The organism is Phytoactinopolyspora halotolerans, assembly GCF_010550675.1.
GTDB lineage: Bacteria > Actinomycetota > Actinomycetes > Jiangellales > Jiangellaceae > Phytoactinopolyspora > Phytoactinopolyspora halotolerans.
The window spans coordinates 324232-341929 of record NZ_JAAGOA010000001.1; the positions used below are offsets into that span (position 1 = coordinate 324232).

Here is a 17698-nt window from a genome sequence, read left to right on the forward strand (position 1 = left end):
CGGCTCAGCGCTCGGCGGCTCGAAGCACCACTCCACGGATGAACGCGGCCTGGCCGACGTGCTGTGCGGCGTCGTTGGCCACGCTGACCAGCCGCACCCCGAGCATGACGGGCGGGTCCCACCGGTCGTCCACGATGCGGTCGAGGTCCGCGTCGGAGAGCCGGTTCACGTAGCTGACCGCCGTCTCGTGGGCGGCGTCGTGGTATCCGGTCAGAAGATCACCGGAATCGACCCGTACGGCGGCGACGTCGGCGCTGCTGTGACCGAAACCGGTCGACGTCGGCGGGAACGGTAGCGCGAACCGCTCCGACCATCCTCCGGCGAGCCAGGTCTGTTCGGTGCCGGCCGCCTCCGCCAGGTGGTCGTCGAGGATCCGGGTGAGGTGCCACACAAGCCAGGCGATGGAGTTGGCCTGTTCGTCGACGCGGTGGGCGAGTTGATCCGGCGTCAGGCCGTCGACGACGCTGTGAACCTCCTCACGCACCCGTCCGTACGCATCGATCAGAAGCTCGGCACTTCGCACCGGGATCACCCTCTCTGCTCATCCGCCATGATCACCATTCCGCGCAGGTCACGGTATGGTCACGCACGTGCCCGTGTACCCACGTCAAGTGGTGTGCACGCGGTCGTGGGCCGTGATCTTCCGGTAATAAATGGCTCACATCGGCGTCCCTATCTTGGCTATTCTCAGATGTGGGAGGCCAAATGGGTACAACTTTCGCAGGTTTAGTCCGGGCGCTGCGGCGGCGACGCCCCGTCGAGGAAGCTGCTCCCGGTCCAGACCCGTTCGATACGCTCTCGGTCCAATACCGGCTGACCAGCCTGGCGGCCGAGATCAAGACGCTGGAGCGGGACAACCGTCGCTGGGCTCGGGGATTCCATCTGGTCGCGGCCACCGCGGCCTATGACGGCTTGCTGTGTGACGCCGCACGGATGTCGGGGGTGCCGGTTCCGGACGCCGACCCGCCCGTGCGCAGGTTGATGCTCGAACCGGAACTCCGCCGCGCCGGCTGGAACTGGTAGCCGCGGAACCGCTGGATACGGGTGGGACCGAGCCGCAGGCGCTGAGGGGCCGGGCCGGCCTGCGGGGGTCGTACAGCCTGCCCGGTACCCGTTACGCCCCGGTCGTCGACCGGCCGGCCTCGAAGTCAAGTAGGGCCCGCTTGCGCTCCACACCACCGCCGTATCCCGTCAGCGCCCCGGACGTACCGATGACTCGGTGACAGGGAACGATGATGGAGATCGGGTTCCGGCCGTTGGCCATGCCGACCGCCCGGAACGCGGTCGGGTGCCCGATCTGCTCGGCGATCTCACGGTAGCTGCGAACCTCGCCGTACGGGATCGAGCGCAATGCGGCCCACACTTCGCGCTGGAACGGTGTGCCGGCGGCGTTCAGCGGCAGCTCGAACTCCTTCAGGTCGCCGGCGAAGTACGCGTCGAGCTGCCGTACGGTGCTGTCGAACGGGCGGTCATCGCGCACCCAGCTCGGGTCGACGTCGTGCGGCCCGTGCCGGCGTTCTTCCATGTAGAGGCCGGTGAGGCCGCCGTCGTCGGCCGTCAGCAGGAGCGGTCCGACCGGGCTGTCGGTGGTGGTCCAGTACGTCGTCATCTTTTCGTCGTCTCCTTCGTCTCTATCGCCGTCCACACGTGCATCAAGGCGTACGACCGCCATGGTCGCCACCGCTGTGCGTGGGCGGCTGCCGCGCGCGGGTCGCCGGGCAGCCCGAGGGCGGCCAATCCATGTCGGACGCCCAGATCAGTGGGTAGGAACACGTCCGGGTCATGCAGGACGCGCATCCGGATATAGCTCGCCGTCCACGGGCCGATGCCGGGCACCGTGAGCAGTTCGCGCTCCGCCTCGTCCCGGTCGACGCCGATGTCGAGCCGGATGCGTCCTGCCGCGAGCCGGCTCGTGAGCTCGTGGAGGGTGCGCTGCCGGCGCCCGGGCATGGGGAAAGCCGCCGGGTCGACGTCGGCGAGCACCGCTGCGCTGGGGAAGGTATGGGTGACCGAACCGACCGGCGCGTCGAGCGGCTTACCGTATGCGGCCACCAGGCGTCCCGCTACCGTCCGGGCCGCTGCCACCGAGACCTGCTGCCCGATGACAGCCCGGACGGCGAGTTCCGCACCGTCCGCGGCGCCGGGGACCCGGACGCCTGGCATCCCGGCCACGCGTGCGCGTAGCGGCGGGTCGGCACCGAGCGCGGCATCGACGGCCTGCGGATCGGCGTCGAGATCCAACAACCGTCGGCACCGCGCCACCGCGGCGGTGAGATCGCGCGGATCTGCCAGCCGGAGGACTGTGCGCACCCACCCATCGTCGGGGGTCAGTTCGACGACCGCCGGGCCGTGCGGAAGTGACATGCTCCGGCGGTACGTATCGCCGATGGTCTCCTCGATGCCGGGCACCGCGCGAGTGGACAGGAAGTCGATGACCCGCCGGAGGTCGGCCGGGCGCCGATGGGCCAGCCGCAACGCGATGGTCCCGGTGGCCGGTTGGGCGCCGTGCGCGTCGGTGGGGCCACGCCCGGCTCCGACGGCTCGGCGACGCATGCGTCGCCGCAGGTCACTGGGCGTGTACGCGTACGTTTCCCGGATCGTGTCGTTGAACTGGCGGACGCTGGCGAAGCCGGACGCGAACGCGACTTCGGTGACGGGCATATCCGTCGTCTCCAGCAGGGTCCGTGCGGTGTGCGCGCGTTGCGAGCGGGCGAGCCGTAACGGACCGGCCCCGACTTCGCTCACGAGCATCCGGTGGATCTGCCGCTCGCTGTAGCCGAGCTGCTCGGCCAGCCCGGTCACCCCCGCGCGGTCCACGAGGCCGTCGCCGATGAGCCGCATGGCGCGGGCGGTGACGTCGGCTCGGACATTCCACTCCGGCGAGCCGGGCGTGGTGTCGGGCCGGCATCGCCGGCACGCACGGAACCCGGCCGCTTGAGCCTCGGCCGCGGATCGGTAGAAGCGGATGTTCTCACGCCTCGGGGTCCGCGCCGGGCAGCTGGGCCGGCAGTAGATTCCGGTCGACGTCACGCCGATGTAGAAGACGCCGTCGAACCGTTCATCACGGCTGCGCACCGCGCGATAGCGCATGTCATCGTCAAGCACGCGTCCAGTGTGACCCGTCCGCCTCGGTCGTTACTAGCGGAAAACGGACGCGCATGTCCCCATGATCACCAACGGCGGGACCGGCGACGGTACGGCCGGCGGTTGATGATCACGGGGACATCGACGGAATCGGTCAGATGTCGCGGAAGGTCTCGATGCGTGCCCCGAGCAGCGACAGCCGCGCCGCCAGGTCCTCGTATCCGCGGTTGATGACGTAGACGTTGCGCAACACCGACGTCCCCTTCGCGGCCAGCATCGCCAGCAGTACCACCACAGCGGGACGCAACGCGGGCGGGCAGATCACCTCGGTTCCGGAGAACCGGGTGGGTCCGTCCACCAGCACCCGATGCGGATCCAGCAGCGTCACGTTGGCGCCGAGCCGGGTGAGCTCGGTGAGATAGATAGCGCGGTTCTCATACACCCAGTCATGGATCAGGGTGGAGCCGGATGCGGTCGCCGCGATCAGCGCGAAGAACGGGAGATTGTCGATGTTCAGACCGGGGAACGGCATCGGGTGGATCTTGTCGTTCGGCGCCTTGAGGATCGACGGTCGCACGGTGAGGTCCACCAGCCGCGTCTCGCCGTTCGCGGCCGTGTACTCGTCGGAGCGGTCGTAATCGAGGCCCATCTCCTCCAGGAGGGCGAGTTCGATCTCCAGGAACTCCACCGGTGCCCGTTCGATGGTGATCTGCGACGACGTGACGATCGCCGCCGAGAGCAGGCTCATCGCCTCGATCGGGTCCTCGGACGGGGCGTAGTCCACGTCGCGGTCGATGTCCTCCACGCCATGCACGGTCAGGGTGGTGGTGCCGATGCCGTCGATCCGGACTCCCAGCCGGGTCAGGAAGAAGCACAGATCCTGGACCATGTAGTTGGGGCTGGCGTTGCGGATCACCGTGACCCCGTCGTAGCGGGCGGCCGCCATCAGCGCGTTCTCCGTGACGGTATCGCCGCGCTCGGTGAGCACGATCGGACGGTTCGGCTTGGCGGCGCGGTCCACCTCGGCGTGGTAGAAGCCCCCGGTGGCCTTGATCTCCAGGCCGAAGGGGAGCAGGGCAGCCATGTGCGGACGCACCGTGCGCGTGCCCAGGTTGCATCCGCCCGCATAGGGGAGCTTGAACTGCGCTTCGAGGTGCAGCAGCGGGCCCAGGAGCATGATGACGCTCCGGGTGCGACGAGCGGCGTCGACGTTCATGGAATCCAGTTCCAGCCGTTCCGGGGGAATGATCTCCAGATCGCGTCCCCCGAGCCAGCGGGTTCGGATGCCGATGCTCTCCAGCACTTCAAGGATCCGATTGACCTCTTCGATGCGCGCGACACCGCGCAGCACTGTGCGGCCCTTGTTCAACAGGCTCGCGCAGAGTAGAGCGACGCTGGCGTTCTTGCTGGACTTGACTGTGATGTTGCCGGACAGTTGTTGACCGCCGGTGACGCGTAGGTGCGACGGCTCGGGCTGGCCGACCGTGACGATCTCGCTGTCCAGAGCCTCGCCGATCCTGGCGATCATCTCGAGGCTGAGATTCTGGTGTCCCTTCTCTATCCGATTGACGGCACTCTGGCTGGTACCAAGCTGTTCCGCGAGTTGGTTTTGAGTCCACCCGTGGTGTAACCGTGAGTCGCGTATCAAGGAGCCGATTCGGCGCAAGTAGTCATCTGCCACGAGCTGAGACCCTATCTCACATGTGAGTTACCGCTTGTGCGCCGCACCGATCTTTCCGGATTTGTCGGCGTGTGACGCACGTTTCTTGTGATGCGAGAGGGTACGGTGGCCCGCATGGCCTCTGTCCGTCACCGTCGCCGCCTTGCCGTTGTCCGTGTGCTGGCCGTCGTCACCCCGGTGCTGGCCGCTGCATTGGCAGCGGTCGCTTTTGTGGTGGGTGGAGACTGGCCGCTGATCGCTGCCGGAGCGGGCGGGGTCGCGTCCGTCGTCCTGGGTGTGATCGTCTTCCGCCTGGAACGACAGTTGCGGGTGGAGGTGGCTACGGTCCGGGCGGACCAGGCCGCCGAGTACTCGGAGATGCATGCACGATATTCGGATGAGCACCGCCAATTCACCGACCATATGGTCGGTCTGCTGGACGTGGCCGGTGAACGGATCGACACGATGCGCCGGCAGGTCAATGAACTCGAAGTCGAGCTGACATACTCGCGCAATGCGCGCCAGAGCGCGTCGACCCCCAGTGATCAGATGGCGCGTCGCGCCGAAGCGGACTGGAACGACCTCTGGCCCGATCTCTCCGACGCGCCGACCGTCGTCGATCTCGTCGCCTGGGAGGATAAGCACCGGGATCTGCTGCCGGAGGCGTCCGAGGGCGGCGATGCGTTCGAGCCGCCCGAGGAGCGTACGGCCTAAGCGTCGAGCGTACGGCCTAAGCGTCGCTGACGGTGACCAGGTCGACTTGGCTCGGCTCGATGGACCGGTTGTCCGCTTCCACCGAGCGACGGAGTGCCGCGTGCAGAGTGGACGGGGTCAACACGCCGAGGTAGCGATCGTCGTCCCCGAGCACCGCGATCCACCCGGCGTTCCATTGCAGCATCTCGGCGAACGCCACCTTGAGGCTGTCGCCCAGTTCGACCCACGCTTCCATGCGGCGTGCATGATCGCTGACCACGCCATCACCGGTGGCCGTGTCCTGGCTGATCCAGCCGGCTAGCCCGCCCTTGGAGTCCAGTACCACGGCCCACCTGGACGTTCCCATCGTCGCCGCGGCCGAACGCAGCGTATCGTCCGCCCGGACCACGGGAGGATGGTCAAGATCGGCCTCGGTCACCGGGGTCACGGAGAGCCGCTTCAATCCTCGATCGAACCCCACGAAATCGGCGACGAACGGGGTGGCCGGAGCACCGAGAATGGACGCTGGTGTGTCGAACTGCTCCAGTCGGCCACCCTGCGCGAACACGGCGATTCGATCACCCAGCCGGACCGCCTCCTCGATGTCATGGGTGACGAACAGGATGGTCTTGCGGACATCCTCCTGCAACCGCAGGAACTCGTCCTGCAGCTGTCCCCGTACCACTGGATCGACCGCACTGAACGGCTCGTCCATCAACAGCACGGGTGGGTCGACGGCGAGTGCACGAGCTACCCCGACGCGCTGGCGCTGCCCACCGGAGAGCTCGTGTGGGTAGCGGCGGGCGTAGGTGTCCGGCGGCAGCCCGACGAGTTCCAGCAGCTCGTGTGCGCGCTCCCGCCGGCGGGCCTTGGACCACCCGCTGAGCTCGGGGACCACGGCGACGTTGTCCACGATGGACCGGTGCGGGAAGAGTCCGACGTTCTGGATCACATAGCCGATGCCCCGACGGAGCTTGACCGGGTCGGTGTGCGTGACGTCGGCGCCGTCCACGAAGATCCGCCCGCCGGTCGGCTCGACCAGCCGGTTGACCATCTTCATGGTGGTGGTCTTCCCGCATCCCGACGGTCCGACCAGGACGACCAGCTCGCCCTTGGCGACATCCAGAGAGAGTTCGTGGACCGCGACGGTTCCGTCCGGGTAGCGCTTCGACACGCCGTCGAGCCGGATCATCGAGTCTTCGGTACTGTCGTGTGAATGGGACTTCCCCAGGCCGTTCATGGAGCCAGCCTCCCCGACAATTGCATGGTCCGCAACGATTGGATCTGTCCCGACTATGTCGAGACACGCTCTGACCTCATCGTTGACGCGCTTCGCGAACATGTCGTCATCACGGTCGCATCAGTCACAATCGGATTCGTTCTGTCGGTATTCCTCGCGCTCGTCGTGCGCCGGTGGCGTCGGCTGGCGGCGCCCGTCTTCGGCACGTCCACCGTGCTGTACACGATCCCGTCGCTGGCGATGTTCGGTCTGCTGTTCACCATTACCGGGCTCACGACCACGACGGTGATCGTCGGTCTGGTGCTGTATTCGCTGACCATCCTGGTGCGTGGGGTGCTGACCGGCTTGGACGGGGTTCCCGCCGACGTGCGGGAGGCTGCGGTGGGGATGGGATACAACGGACTCCGGCTGCTGTTCAGGGTAGAGCTACCGCTGGCGCTGCCGACGATCGTCGCGGCCCTCCGCGTCACCGCGGTCTCGACGGTGGCGTTGACCACGCTGGGGATGCTGGTCGGTCACGGCGGTCTCGGCCAGCTCATCAAGCAGGGCCTGGACAGCAACTTCCGGGCCGAGGTGTTGACCGCGTCGGTGCTGTGCGTGCTGCTCGCACTGCTGGCCGACCTGGTTTTGGTGGCCGTGCTTCGGCTGAGCACGCCATGGCGACGGGCGGTGAGCTGAGGCATGAACACAGACGACTTCATCGACGCCATCCGGTGGCTGGGTGACGGGGCGAACTGGCGCGGCGGCGACGGAGTGCCGGTGCGGTTCGCCGAGCACATGTGGCTTACCGGGGTATCCCTATTGATCGCGTGTGCCGTCGCGGTACCGATCGGCCTGTGGCTCGGACACATCGGCCGCGGAGGAACGCTCGCGATCAACATCAGCAACGTCGGCCGGGCGGTGCCCACGTTCGCGGTGATGGTGCTGCTGTTCCTGACGCCGCTCGGTCTGTCGGACTGGACCACGATCATCGCGCTGGTGCTTTTCGCCATGCCGCCGCTGCTGACCAACACCTACGTCGGGATGCGCGAGGTCGATCGGGACGCCGTCGAGGCGGCGCGGGGCATGGGCATGGGGGCTCTGCAGGTGGTGGGCAAGGTCGAGTTCCCGCTCGCCATCCCGCTCATCATGAACGGTGTCCGGTTGGCCGCAGTGCAGATCGTGGCGACGGCCACGGTCGCGGCGCTGGTCGCAGGTGGGGGGCTCGGGCGGATCATCACCAGTGGGTTCGGCCGCGGCGACTACCCGCAGCTGATCGCCGGGGCGATTCTGGTGGCGGCGACGGCGCTGCTGGTGGAGGGCTCCATGGAGTGGCTGCAGCGTCGGGTCGACCCGATGCGCCGTATCACACGCCGCCGGACGATCGATCAGGTCGCCGTGCCGCAAGCCGTGCCGCACGAGCAATCCGCTATCGAGAGCCGATTGTGATGCGGAATCGGGAAGACGTTGTCAGTGCCGAGTAGTTGACTTGGGAGCTAGCGGGCGCTGCGTCGCGGTGCTCGCCGGACACGCGTGGTGGCCACGGCGGCCGCCACGGGACACAGAAGGCGACACACCACAGAGAGGTTGGTTCAGTGCCATGACCAAGCGACGTAGCTTCGCCGCCCTTGCGGCCGGTGCCGCGTTCACCCTGTTCCTCGCCGGTTGCGGCGACGATGACGGGGACGATTCGACTCAGACCGAGTCCGGTGACGAGGCGGGCGGCGGGGGACAGCTGACCGTCGGCGGCGCCGACTTCACCGAGATGTCCGTCATGCAGCAGATGTACAAGGCGCTGCTGGAGGACGCGGGCTATGACGTGTCGATCCAGCAGGTCGCCAACCGGGAGATCTACGCGCCCGCACTGTCCTCGGGCGAGGTCGACGTCGTCCCGGAGTATGCCGCCACCTTCGGCGAGTATCTCAACGTGCAGGCCAACGGCCCAGATGCGCCCACGGAGTCGCCGGTTGCGACGACGGACGCGGCCGAAACGGTCGAGGCGATCCGGCCGTTGGCCGAGGAGGAAGGCCTCGTGCTGCTGGAGCCCGCTGAGGCGGCCAGCCAGAACGGGTTCGCCGTCGCCGCCGACTTCGCCGACGAGAACGGCCTGCAGACCCTGTCCGATCTGGCGGCGCTTGGCGAGCCGCTGGTGTTGGCGGCGGTCGAGGAATGCCCTGACCGGCCGTTCTGCCAGCCGGGATTGGAAGAGACGTACGGGCTCGAGTTCAGCGAGATGCTGCCGCTCGGGTTCAGTACGCCGCAGACCAAGCAGGCCGTCGCCGACGGCGAAGCCGACCTCGGCCTGGTGGGGACGACGGACGGCACTCTCGAAGGGTTCGGACTCGTGCTCTTGGAGGACGACCAAGGGCTCCAGCTGGCGGACAACCTGGTCCCGGTCGTGAATGAAGAGGTCGCTCAGGACCAGGCGGCAGTGGATGCTCTCAACGAGCTCTCCGGCGTCTTGACCACTGAAGATCTTGCTGCGCTGAACGCCCAGGTCGACGGTGAGCGGCAGCGCCCAGAAGACGTGGCGGTCGCCTACCTTGAGGAAAAGGGTCTGCTCTGAGCCCGCTGGACGTACTCGACTGGCGTCGCCGGATCGCCGAGTTGTACGCGGAGGTGCGTGCGCACGGCGACCCGGCGGCCGGGCACAGATGGTGGGTCCAGGGTCGCGAGCGGCTGTTGCGTGATCACCCGGCGTCGCCCGTGCCTGCCTCGGCTCGATCCAGCTACCCAGGCGGACGGTACGGCCCCTACGATCCTCGTCTCCGGTTCCGTGCCGGAATCGACACCGACGTGGCGCCGTGCCGGCTGGAGATCGCGACCGGCACGGACGGCGTGGTGCCGTTCGACCGCATCGGCACGTTGCGACTGCCCATCGGCGACCTTGATGTGTGGTGGCTCGGATCGTACGGGGGTGGCGTGTTCGTTCCAATCAAGGACGCGTCGGCCGGGCGCGCGACATACGGCGGCGGTCGGTACCTGCTGGACACGGTCAAGGGTGCCGATCTGGGAGGCGACCCGAGTACGGGCTTGGTGGTCGACCTCAACTTCGCCTACAACCCGTCATGCGCATACGACCCGGCCTGGGCATGCCCACTGGCTCCACCGGGAAATACCGTGGGCGCGGCGATCGACGTGGGCGAGTTGGCCGTGCCCGGCGACGTGCACGTGTGAGCTGGTCGACGACGTCACCTCGCCGCCATCGGCGACGCGCCTGGCCGCCGGATCGGCCCAAGCCGTGGGAAATGCGGTGGGCTGGGGGTAGCCTGTGCTCACGTGGACCAACTCTTCGCACCCTCCGGCGACCAATGGCAGCAGGTGTCGCCCAAGTTGATCACTGTGCGCTACATCTCGCTGGCGATCACGCTGGGAGTGGTGGTACCCGTGCTCGCTGTCGGACTGTGGTTCCTCTGGGGCGGCTGGAGCATCGTCGTCGCGGCCGCGGTCGGATTGGTGGGCGCCGGCTGGGGAGTGTGGCTCATCCCGCGCATCTGGCGAGCCTGGGGTTATGCGGAGCGGCAGGACGACCTGCTGGTCACGCACGGCGTGATGTTTCGCAAGCTGACCGTCGTCCCGTACGGCCGGATGCAGTTCGTGGACGTCGACTCCGGCCCTTTGGACCGGAAGTTCGGGCTGGCGACGGTGCAGCTGCACACCGCCTCGCCGGCGACGGACGCCAAGATCCCCGGCCTGCCCGCGGACGAGGCGGCGCGGCTTCGGGACCGACTCTCGGCGCTCGGTGAGGCCAAGGCAGCAGGGCTGTGAGTACTCAGTCGCCGGTGCCCGGGACGGGCACGCCGGAACACTTCCGGCGCCTGCATCCGTTGACTCCGCTGCTGCGTGGGTGGGGGTACTTCGCCGCGGTCGTCGTCATCATCGGACAGAACGCGCTGCGCGAGCCGGCGCCGATCGGTTACTACCTGGCGGGTGGTGCCGCGTTCGTCGTCCTGGCCAGCCTCGCCGGCGCGGTGTCGTGGTGGTTCACCAGGTACGGTTTCGACGGCGACGCGCTGCGGATCGACTCCGGCGTGCTGATGCGGCGCTCCCGCCGGGTCAGGATGGACCGGCTACAGGCCGTCGACGTCAACCGGCCCTTGGTCGGGCGGCTGCTGGGCGTCGCCGAGCTGCGCATGGAGGTCGCCGGCGGAGGAAAATCGGAGGCTCCGCTGAAGTACCTATCCGTCGACGATGCGGTCCGGCTGCGGGCCGAGTTGCTGGCGCGCGCGGCCGGCATCGACGCGCAGACGCCGGAGGCACCGGAGCGGAGGATCCACGAGACGCCGTTGCAGATGCTGGTGTGGTCCACCATCCTGTCCGCAGGGTTCGTCTCTGGCATGTTGTTCGTTCTGGCGCTCGTCGTAGCGCTGGTCCTTGTTCCGTCGCAGGCGCGGTTCGGCCTGATGAGCGCGATGTTGCCCGGCTTGTTGGCCACGGGGTATGCGCTGTGGACGCAACTGGGGCAGAATTTCGGATTCACATTGGCGCATTCGCCGGACGGCTACCGGATCCGCAAGGGCCTGCTCGACACCGTGCACCAGACCGTCCCGCCTGGGCGGGTGCAGGGAGTGCTCATCCGGCAACCGCTGCTCTGGCGGATCAAGGGCTGGGCCGAGGTGCATGTGGACGTCGCCGGTTATGCCGGCAACAATTCGTCTGACTCGACGACAACGACGTCGACGTTGTTACCGGTCGCACCACACGACGAGGCGATGGCGATCGCGCGGCAGGTGCTGGAGGCCGACCCGGCCGACGTCGAGCTGCGTCCGACGCCGCGGCGCGCCAGATGGCTGCGCCCGATCCAGCAACCGCGTCTGGCTTACGGCGCCGACGACCGGATCGTCGTCGTCCGGGACGGTCGCTTGACCCGGCGGCTCACCGTGGTGCCGCACGCGAAGACGCAGAGCGTACGGGTGACCCAGGGGCCGCTGCAGCGTCGGCTGCGGCTGGCGAGCGCACATGTGGACACGACGCCTGGTCCGGTGAACGCGATCATCCGGCACCGGCCGCCAGACGAGGCGTTCCGGTTCGTCGAGGAGCAGACTGAGCGGGCCCGGTTGGCGCGCAAGCAAGATGTTCGGGAACAATGGATGGCGCAGCACGCTCCGCGTGTTCCCCTAGGTGACACCGACGGTGACGCTCCTTAAGAGTGCATCGAGCGAGTGAGGCCGAAAGGATAAGTGACAAACGTGTTCCGCACGATGATGAAGAGCAAGATCCACCGGGCGACCGTGACCCAGGCGGACCTGCATTACGTGGGATCCGTCACGGTGGATGAGGATCTCCTGGACGCAGCGGATCTGCTCCCGGGCGAGCAGGTGGACATCGTCGATATCACCAACGGTGCTCGGCTGACCACCTACACGATCCCTGGGGAACGTGGATCCGGCGTCATCGGGATCAACGGCGCCGCGGCCCGGCTGGTCCAGCCCGGGGACCTGGTGATCCTGATCAGCTACGGGATGTTCGACGAAGCCGAGGTCGCCGAGCTGCAGCCGAGGATCGTCCACGTCGACGAGCTGAACCAGATCGTCGCCACCGGTTCGGACCCGGCCGAACCCGTGCCCGGTGCCGAGCAACAGCTGCCGGGCACGCTGGTGGTCGCCTCCAACTGAACGGCCGCATCGCCGACCCGACCTGCCGGACGGAATCCGGCATCGGGCAGGATGACATCGTGGTCAACAGTGTCTTTGTGCCGGGCCACGGTGCCGCGCCATGCGCCGCTACCGTGCCGGTCGCCGTGGCGGGTTGAGCCGTGGTCGATTTCCTGGCGTACCCGATCATCGTCTTGTCCCTGTTGTATGCCGCCTGGGCGATGGTCGCCGTGGTGCGTGACCAGAACCCGCGCGAGCCGTTCGTCATCGGCGCCGGGGTCGTCGAGTTGCTGCTGCTCATCCAGATGGTGGTCGCGTTCGTCGCGATGATCATCGGGGACGGGCCGAGCGAGACGGCGTTGTTCGTCAGCTACCTGCTCTTCGCCGTGCTGCTATTGCCGGTCGCGCTGTTCTGGGCGTTGGCGGAGAAGTCGCGCTGGGGCACCTCCGTGCTGGTCTTCGCCGCGCTGGTCGTACCGGCCCTCGTCGTGCGGCTGCAGGACATCTGGGAAGGGGTCGGTGGTGTCTGAGCGATCGCTCGGCGGCGAGCGGCGGCCAGGCGGCGAGCGGCGGCCAGGCGGCGAGCGGCGGCCAGGCGGCGAGCGGCGGCCAGGCGGCGAGCGGCGGCCAGGCGGCGAGCGGCCTGTGGGCGGCGATATGCCGGCCGTGCGGAACAAGGGCCCGGGCAGGCTGCTGATCGCGGTGTACGCGGTGTTCGCCGTCGGCGCGACGTCCCGGGCGCTGTATCAGATCCTGACCAAGTTCGACGAGGCACCGGCAGCGTACGTGTTGTCTGCCTTCGCCGCGGCCGTGTACGTCGTGGCCACCGTCGCGCTCACCCGCCATGGAGCGGCATCCTGGTGGATCGCGCTGGCGGCCGTCGTCGTCGAGATGACCGGTGTGCTCGTCATCGGGACCATCACGGTGGCCGGCGTCGTCGACTTCCCTGCGGACACGGTGTGGTCGGACTACGGCCGTGGATACCTCTTCATCCCGCTTGTGCTTCCGGTCTTCGGCCTGCTGTGGCTGCGGCGTACCGGCCGTGTGCTCAACCGGTGAGCCGGGCCGTCTCCCGGGCCAGGATGTACGCGGGCAGCATGCCGAGGTACTCCTCGGTGTCGAACCCGCTGACGGTCACCACCGCGGCTTCGTCGCCGGTCATGATCGCGAACGCGCGCTCCCGCTTGCGCTCGTCGACGGCGGGCAGGAATTGCACGTAGCTCGTCTCGACGCCGGGGACACCGGCGATCTCGATCTCACGCGTCTCCGGCTCTTCGATCTCGCCGGCGCTGTCGGCGAGGAATGTCTCCAAGGCCTGCCCGGCGTCGTCGGCGGGCCCGGTCCATACCCGGATGTAGCCGAGCCAGCCAGCGGGTTTCGCATCGACCTCACACGCCGGCATGAGGCCGCCCTGCTCGAAGTCGTGGTCGGCCAGGACGGTCTCCGAGGTCCACTTCTCGGGAATGTCGAAGGTGATCGGCAGGTCACACTCGCCTTGGTCGGCGAGGTCCATGGCGGGCTCGGTCGCCACCGCGCCTTCGTCGAACGGATCCGCGGCGGTGGTGCTCGTCGGCGTATCGATGGGGGTGGCCGTGCGCTCGTCGCCGGGGTCGGAGCCGCCGGAGCCATCGCACCCGGCCACGATCAACACCACTGCGGTGATTCCGAAGACGGCGGAAATCTTCACGTCACTCCTATCTCTACTACCCGACGGCTGCCGACGGTCGCCGGCCGCCCAGCCACATCCAACGACGTGGGCGCTGCGGTTATGACGGCCGCTCGATCGCATCGGTTCACGCCTCGCCGACGTGAGATGGATCTCTCCACCGGCCACTCGCTGAGCCGAGCAGCCGTCCTCACCGTGCCGCCCAATGCGCTGATGATCATGAACACTTGCCGTTCACATAGCACGGTAAGTGTTCATGATCTCTCTGGTGGAGGAGTCCGGCTGCGCGCGGGCCCGCTGCGGGCCGTCAGCGACGGTCGGCGTCGACGCGTTCCGGCGTCTTGGTCTTCTTCTCCCGAAGGACGGACGCGACGGAGGTGCCCAGTAGGCCGGCTCCGGTGGCGACGGCAAGCGCGGTGAGCACTCCTTCGTGATCGCCGATCCATCCGAGCAACGGTGGTCCGGCCAGGAAGGCCGTGTAGCCGATGGAAGCGACGACACTGACCCGCGCCGGCGCGAGGTGCGGTTCGTCGGACGCCGCACTCATCCCCACCGGGAACCCGAGCGATGCGCCGATTCCCCAGAGCAGGATCCCCACTCCGGCGAGCACGAGATTGCCGCTGATCACGACCAGGAACGCTCCTGTCGCGGCGAGCAGACCGCTCGTCCGCACCACCGGCGCTCGCCCGTATCGGTCCAGGAACCACGGCCCGGACAATCTGCCCAGCGTCATCGCGGCGACGAAGACGGCGAAGCCCGCCGAACCGACGGCGTTGCTGACCTCATAGCCGTCCACGAGTCCGACCGCGAGCCAGTCGTTCGCGATGCCCTCGATGAGCGCGAACGACAGCACCAGCAGACCGATCAGCAGCGTGCGCGGCTCCCGCCAGGCGTGCCATACCGGGACCTTCGGCGCGGCCGGGGTCGCGTCGTCGTGGCTCTCCTCGGTTTGCCGCGGCAGGAAGTTGCGCGTGCTCACCAGGGTGACGACGATCACGGCCGCACCGGTGACACCGAGGTGAATCGGGACGGCGATGGAGAGCCAGGTTGCCGCCGCGCCCAGCGCCGCACCCAGGACCGTGCCCAGACTGAACGCCGCATGGAACCGCGGCATGATGGCCCGATCCAGCTGACGCTCCACCGCGGCGCCCTCGACGTTCATGGCGACGTCCCAGGTGCCGGTCCCGTACCCGAGGGTGGCCAGGAAGGCGGCCACCGCCACCACGCTCGCGATCGGATCCACCCCGATGCCGGCCATGATCAAGCTGCCGCCGGCGAGGACGGACCCACCGGCGACGGTCCGCGCGGCGCCGATCTTGTTCACCACGAAGCCTGACGTGGGCAGCGCGATGACGGCACCTATTGCCAGCGCCAGCAGCACGCGTCCCAGTTCGCTGGGCTGGAGGCCGAGCGCGTCCCGGATCTGCGGGATGCGCGCCATCCACGACGCGAAACCGAATCCGTTGGCGGCGAAGACGATCATGACGGCGTTGCGGGCCAGCGTCGCCTGCCGTGTGGTGATCGTGTCACGAGAGGTGCTCATGGTCTGTTCCTGGTAGATCTGTGTGACTCGAATCGATTCGATCGAATCGATTCGATATCATGCCAAAGATGACTGCCCTCGGCAAGTGCCATCCACCACGGCGGCGGGTACGGACCACCGATGGCGCGTCGTCCGGGGATGTCGTGGTACCAAGGCTTCTCATCGAGGCATGCCGAGGCTGTCGGATCGAGATGCGGAGGGGGTGTGCGCAGTGAGTGGCCAGCGGCCCACACTTGCCGCCGTCGCCGCTCGTGCGGGTGTGTCGCCGTCGACGGCGTCGCTCGCGTTCAGCGGTGCGGGCCCGGTGGCGCAGGAGACCCGTGAACGGGTGTTGGCGGCGGCGCGTGAACTCGGCTATGCCGGTCCCGACCCGCTGGCGCGCTCACTTCGTCAGGGCAGGTCGGGCATTGTCGCGACGTTGATCGGCGAGCGCCTGCTGTATGCCTTCCGCGATCCCGTCGCGGTAGGGCTGCTGGACGGGCTCGCCGAGGTGCTGAGCTCGCTCGACTCCGGGTTGTTGCTGATCTCGGGCGATGCTACGCGCACCGGACCGACCCCGGATCAGGTAGCGCGGACACCGATGGATGCGGTGATCTTCGCGATGTGCGGACGTGACGACGATCCGCTGCTGGACCACTTCATCGGCCGCGGTATTCCGGTGGTGGCGGTGGACGGGCCGCACCGCGAGGATGTCGCCGTGCTGGACGTCGACGACTACGGCGGGTCCATGGCGCTCGCCCGCCACCTGGCAGAACTCGGCCACCGACGGATCGCCACCGTGACGCTGCCGAGCCGTCTGGACGGTCACCGCGGCCCGATGAGCGACGAGCGGCGCGCGCAGGTCGGATTCGCCGATGTCCGGCAGCGCCTGAAGGCGGTGGAGGACGTGTTCGGCCGGGTGCCCGTGGTGGAGACACCCACCAACATCATCGAGGAGGGTCAGCAGGCGGCCGCCTTGCTGCTGGCCGCACCGCCGGCGGAGCGGCCGACGGCCATCGTGGCGCAGAGTGACCTGCTTGCTGTGGGGGTCATTCGGGCCGCCCTGGACTCCGGGCTGCGGGTACCGGACGATCTCAGCGTCGTCGGTTTCGACGGGATCGAGACTCCGTGGCTGGACCATTACGTGCTGACCACCGTCGAGCAGCCGTACGTCGAGAAGGGCCGTGTCGCGGGGAGGATGGTCGCGGAGTTCTTGGCCGGCCGGCGCCCGGACGACGTGCGGTTGCCGATCGAGGTCCGGATCGGCACCACCACTGCGCCACCCGCTGCCGCGGGTACGCTGGCGCCGTGAGCGAAGAACCGGGCACCCGGCCGGCGAGGCTGGACGTCGGCGTCGTCGGAACCGGTCGCGTCGGAGCGGTCCTCGGTGCCGCGCTCGCACGGGCGGGGCACCGGGTCGTCGCCGGCTATGGCGTCTCCGTCACCAGTAGGTCGCGTGCGGACGCGCTGCTGCCCGATGTCCCCCTGGTCGACGTGCCTGAGGTCTTGGAGCAGTCCGATCTGGCGTTGCTGTCCGTCCCCGACGACACCCTGCCCGGCCTGGTGGAAGGCCTGGCCGCGACCGGGGCGATCCGGACCGGTCAGTTCATCGTGCACACCAGCGGTCGCTTCGGCGTGTCGGTGCTGGAACCGGCGACGCGGGCGGGCGCACTTCCGCTGGCCTTGCACCCGGCGTTGACGTTCACCGGTACGTCGGTCGATCTGCAGCGGCTGTCCACGTCCACGTTCGGCGTCACCGCCCCGGAGCCGTTGTGGCCGGTGGCGGAGGCGCTCGTCATCGAGATGGGGTCGGAGCCGGTCCGGGTCGCTGAGGAGCAGCGCGGGCTCTACCACGCGGCACTGACGCACGGAGCCAACCACCTGGTCACGCTGATCAACGATGCGATGGATCTGTTGCGAGCCGCGGGCGTGGAGTATCCGGACCGGTCGCTGGCGCCGTTGCTGTCGGCGGCGTTGGATAACACCCTCCGCCAGGGCGACGAGGCGTTGACCGGGCCGGTCTCGCGTGGCGATTCAGGGACGGTGGCGGACCACCTGCGTGTGGTAGACGCCGCCATGCCGGAAGCGACGGCGGTGTACACGGCGCTCGCCCGGCGGACGGCCGGCCGGGCGCTGGCCTCCGGACGCCTGCAAGCCACCGACGCCGAACCGCTGCTGGAGATCCTGGCCACGCCACCCGGCCCCCACTAACCACACACCCCACCTAAATGATCATGTGAAGTGGGTTTTCTCCAGCACT

The 17698-nt window shown here is 68.2% G+C and carries 20 protein-coding genes; 13 read left to right on the top strand and 7 right to left on the bottom strand.

All coding sequences use genetic code 11. The features are described from left to right. Positions 1-4: 4 nt before the first annotated feature. A complete protein-coding gene (locus G1H10_RS01450) occupies positions 5-523 on the bottom strand; it encodes a mycothiol transferase (RefSeq protein WP_163731587.1) in 519 nt (172 codons plus the stop codon). Between the two features lie 182 nt (positions 524-705). On the opposite strand from G1H10_RS01450, the gene G1H10_RS01455 reads away from it, so the two are divergent. Further along, positions 706-1023: a hypothetical protein gene (locus tag G1H10_RS01455; protein WP_163731590.1), complete on the top strand. Its 318-nt coding sequence runs from the start codon at positions 706-708 to the stop codon at positions 1021-1023. A gap of 91 nt (positions 1024-1114) precedes the next feature. Here G1H10_RS01455 and G1H10_RS01460 read toward each other — a convergent pair whose 3' ends face one another. The 3 genes from G1H10_RS01460 to G1H10_RS01470 all read right to left on the bottom strand — a co-directional run bounded on the left by G1H10_RS01460 (position 1115) and on the right by G1H10_RS01470 (position 4765). After that, complete coding sequence (locus G1H10_RS01460) at positions 1115-1609, bottom strand: methylated-DNA--[protein]-cysteine S-methyltransferase (protein WP_163731592.1); 495 nt, start codon at positions 1607-1609, stop codon at positions 1115-1117. Then, positions 1606-3090: an AlkA N-terminal domain-containing protein gene (locus G1H10_RS01465; RefSeq protein ID WP_163732073.1), complete on the bottom strand. Its 1485-nt coding sequence runs from the start codon at positions 3088-3090 to the stop codon at positions 1606-1608. The genes G1H10_RS01460 and G1H10_RS01465 overlap by 4 nt, the downstream gene beginning before the upstream one ends. 148 nt (positions 3091-3238) lie before the next feature. Continuing rightward, positions 3239-4765, bottom strand: a complete 1527-nt coding sequence (locus tag G1H10_RS01470; RefSeq protein ID WP_163731595.1) for a helix-turn-helix domain-containing protein — start codon at positions 4763-4765, stop codon at positions 3239-3241. A 114-nt stretch (positions 4766-4879) separates the two neighbouring features. Here G1H10_RS01470 and G1H10_RS01475 point away from each other — a divergent pair, with 114 nt between their 5' ends. Beyond that, positions 4880-5458 carry a hypothetical protein gene (locus G1H10_RS01475; RefSeq protein ID WP_163731597.1) on the top strand — a complete coding sequence of 193 codons (579 nt, stop codon included), beginning with the start codon at positions 4880-4882 and terminating at the stop codon, positions 5456-5458. A gap of 16 nt (positions 5459-5474) precedes the next feature. Here G1H10_RS01475 and G1H10_RS01480 read toward each other — a convergent pair whose 3' ends face one another. After that, entirely contained in the window at positions 5475-6629 is a 1155-nt protein-coding gene (locus G1H10_RS01480; protein WP_163731600.1) for an ABC transporter ATP-binding protein, read from the bottom strand. A 24-nt stretch (positions 6630-6653) separates the two neighbouring features. Here G1H10_RS01480 and G1H10_RS01485 point away from each other — a divergent pair, with 24 nt between their 5' ends. From G1H10_RS01485 to G1H10_RS01525, 9 genes are all read left to right on the top strand, one after another. Continuing rightward, entirely contained in the window at positions 6654-7355 is a 702-nt protein-coding gene (locus G1H10_RS01485) for an ABC transporter permease (protein WP_163731603.1), read from the top strand. Between the two features lie 3 nt (positions 7356-7358). Next, complete coding sequence (locus G1H10_RS01490) at positions 7359-8105, top strand: ABC transporter permease (RefSeq protein WP_163731606.1); 747 nt, start codon at positions 7359-7361, stop codon at positions 8103-8105. A gap of 151 nt (positions 8106-8256) precedes the next feature. Beyond that, the gene (locus G1H10_RS01495; RefSeq protein ID WP_163731609.1) at positions 8257-9222 is read left to right on the top strand and encodes an ABC transporter substrate-binding protein; all 966 of its coding nucleotides are present in this window, start codon (positions 8257-8259) and stop codon (positions 9220-9222) included. 41 nt (positions 9223-9263) lie between these two features. Next, positions 9264-9833 carry a DUF1684 domain-containing protein gene (locus G1H10_RS01500; protein WP_216852775.1) on the top strand — a complete coding sequence of 190 codons (570 nt, stop codon included), beginning with the start codon at positions 9264-9266 and terminating at the stop codon, positions 9831-9833. A gap of 102 nt (positions 9834-9935) precedes the next feature. Beyond that, positions 9936-10424: a PH domain-containing protein gene (locus G1H10_RS34360; RefSeq protein WP_163731612.1), complete on the top strand. Its 489-nt coding sequence runs from the start codon at positions 9936-9938 to the stop codon at positions 10422-10424. After that, complete coding sequence (locus G1H10_RS01510; RefSeq protein WP_163731615.1) at positions 10421-11803, top strand: PH domain-containing protein; 1383 nt, start codon at positions 10421-10423, stop codon at positions 11801-11803. Before G1H10_RS34360 ends, G1H10_RS01510 begins: the two co-directional genes overlap by 4 nt. Before the next feature lie 42 nt (positions 11804-11845). Beyond that, complete coding sequence (gene panD, locus G1H10_RS01515) at positions 11846-12271, top strand: aspartate 1-decarboxylase (RefSeq protein WP_163732080.1); 426 nt, start codon at positions 11846-11848, stop codon at positions 12269-12271. A gap of 140 nt (positions 12272-12411) precedes the next feature. Next, positions 12412-12780, top strand: coding sequence for a hypothetical protein (locus G1H10_RS01520; RefSeq protein WP_163731618.1), 369 nt, complete (start codon positions 12412-12414; stop codon positions 12778-12780). 127 nt (positions 12781-12907) lie between these two features. Then, entirely contained in the window at positions 12908-13309 is a 402-nt protein-coding gene (locus tag G1H10_RS01525; protein WP_163732081.1) for a hypothetical protein, read from the top strand. Here G1H10_RS01525 and G1H10_RS33720 read toward each other — a convergent pair. Both G1H10_RS33720 and G1H10_RS01535 read right to left on the bottom strand, forming a co-directional pair. Next, positions 13299-13937 (bottom strand): lipoprotein, encoded by a 639-nt coding sequence (locus G1H10_RS33720; RefSeq protein ID WP_163731621.1) that lies wholly within the window; start codon positions 13935-13937, stop codon positions 13299-13301. The two genes, G1H10_RS01525 and G1H10_RS33720, sit on opposite strands and share 11 nt — an antisense overlap. A gap of 286 nt (positions 13938-14223) precedes the next feature. Further along, positions 14224-15459 (bottom strand): MFS transporter, encoded by a 1236-nt coding sequence (locus G1H10_RS01535; protein WP_163731624.1) that lies wholly within the window; start codon positions 15457-15459, stop codon positions 14224-14226. A 211-nt stretch (positions 15460-15670) separates the two neighbouring features. On the opposite strand from G1H10_RS01535, the gene G1H10_RS01540 reads away from it, so the two are divergent. Beyond that, a complete protein-coding gene (locus G1H10_RS01540) occupies positions 15671-16750 on the top strand; it encodes a LacI family DNA-binding transcriptional regulator (RefSeq protein WP_216852777.1) in 1080 nt (359 codons plus the stop codon). Next, complete coding sequence (locus G1H10_RS34365) at positions 16747-17649, top strand: Rossmann-like and DUF2520 domain-containing protein (RefSeq protein WP_163731629.1); 903 nt, start codon at positions 16747-16749, stop codon at positions 17647-17649. The genes G1H10_RS01540 and G1H10_RS34365 overlap by 4 nt, the downstream gene beginning before the upstream one ends. The last annotated feature ends 49 nt before the right edge of the window (positions 17650-17698 follow it).

Bases quoted from the DNA above. Each gene is read 5' to 3' on its own strand.
- G1H10_RS01455 (WP_163731590.1), top strand. From the start codon at position 706: ATGGGTACAACTTTCGCAGGTTTAGTCCGGGCGCTGCGGCGGCGACGC.
- G1H10_RS01475 (WP_163731597.1), top strand. From the start codon at position 4,880: ATGGCCTCTGTCCGTCACCGTCGCCGCCTTGCCGTTGTCCGTGTGCTG.
- G1H10_RS01490 (WP_163731606.1), top strand. From the start codon at position 7,359: ATGAACACAGACGACTTCATCGACGCCATCCGGTGGCTGGGTGACGGG.
- G1H10_RS01460 (WP_163731592.1), bottom strand. From the start codon at position 1,609: ATGACGACGTACTGGACCACCACCGACAGCCCGGTCGGACCGCTCCTG.
- G1H10_RS01480 (WP_163731600.1), bottom strand. From the start codon at position 6,629: ATGATCCGGCTCGACGGCGTGTCGAAGCGCTACCCGGACGGAACCGTC.
- G1H10_RS01495 (WP_163731609.1), top strand. From the start codon at position 8,257: ATGACCAAGCGACGTAGCTTCGCCGCCCTTGCGGCCGGTGCCGCGTTC.
- G1H10_RS01535 (WP_163731624.1), bottom strand. From the start codon at position 15,459: ATGAGCACCTCTCGTGACACGATCACCACACGGCAGGCGACGCTGGCC.
- G1H10_RS01525 (WP_163732081.1), top strand. From the start codon at position 12,908: ATGCCGGCCGTGCGGAACAAGGGCCCGGGCAGGCTGCTGATCGCGGTG.
- G1H10_RS01485 (WP_163731603.1), top strand. From the start codon at position 6,654: ATGGGACTTCCCCAGGCCGTTCATGGAGCCAGCCTCCCCGACAATTGC.
- G1H10_RS01465 (WP_163732073.1), bottom strand. From the start codon at position 3,090: ATGCGCTATCGCGCGGTGCGCAGCCGTGATGAACGGTTCGACGGCGTC.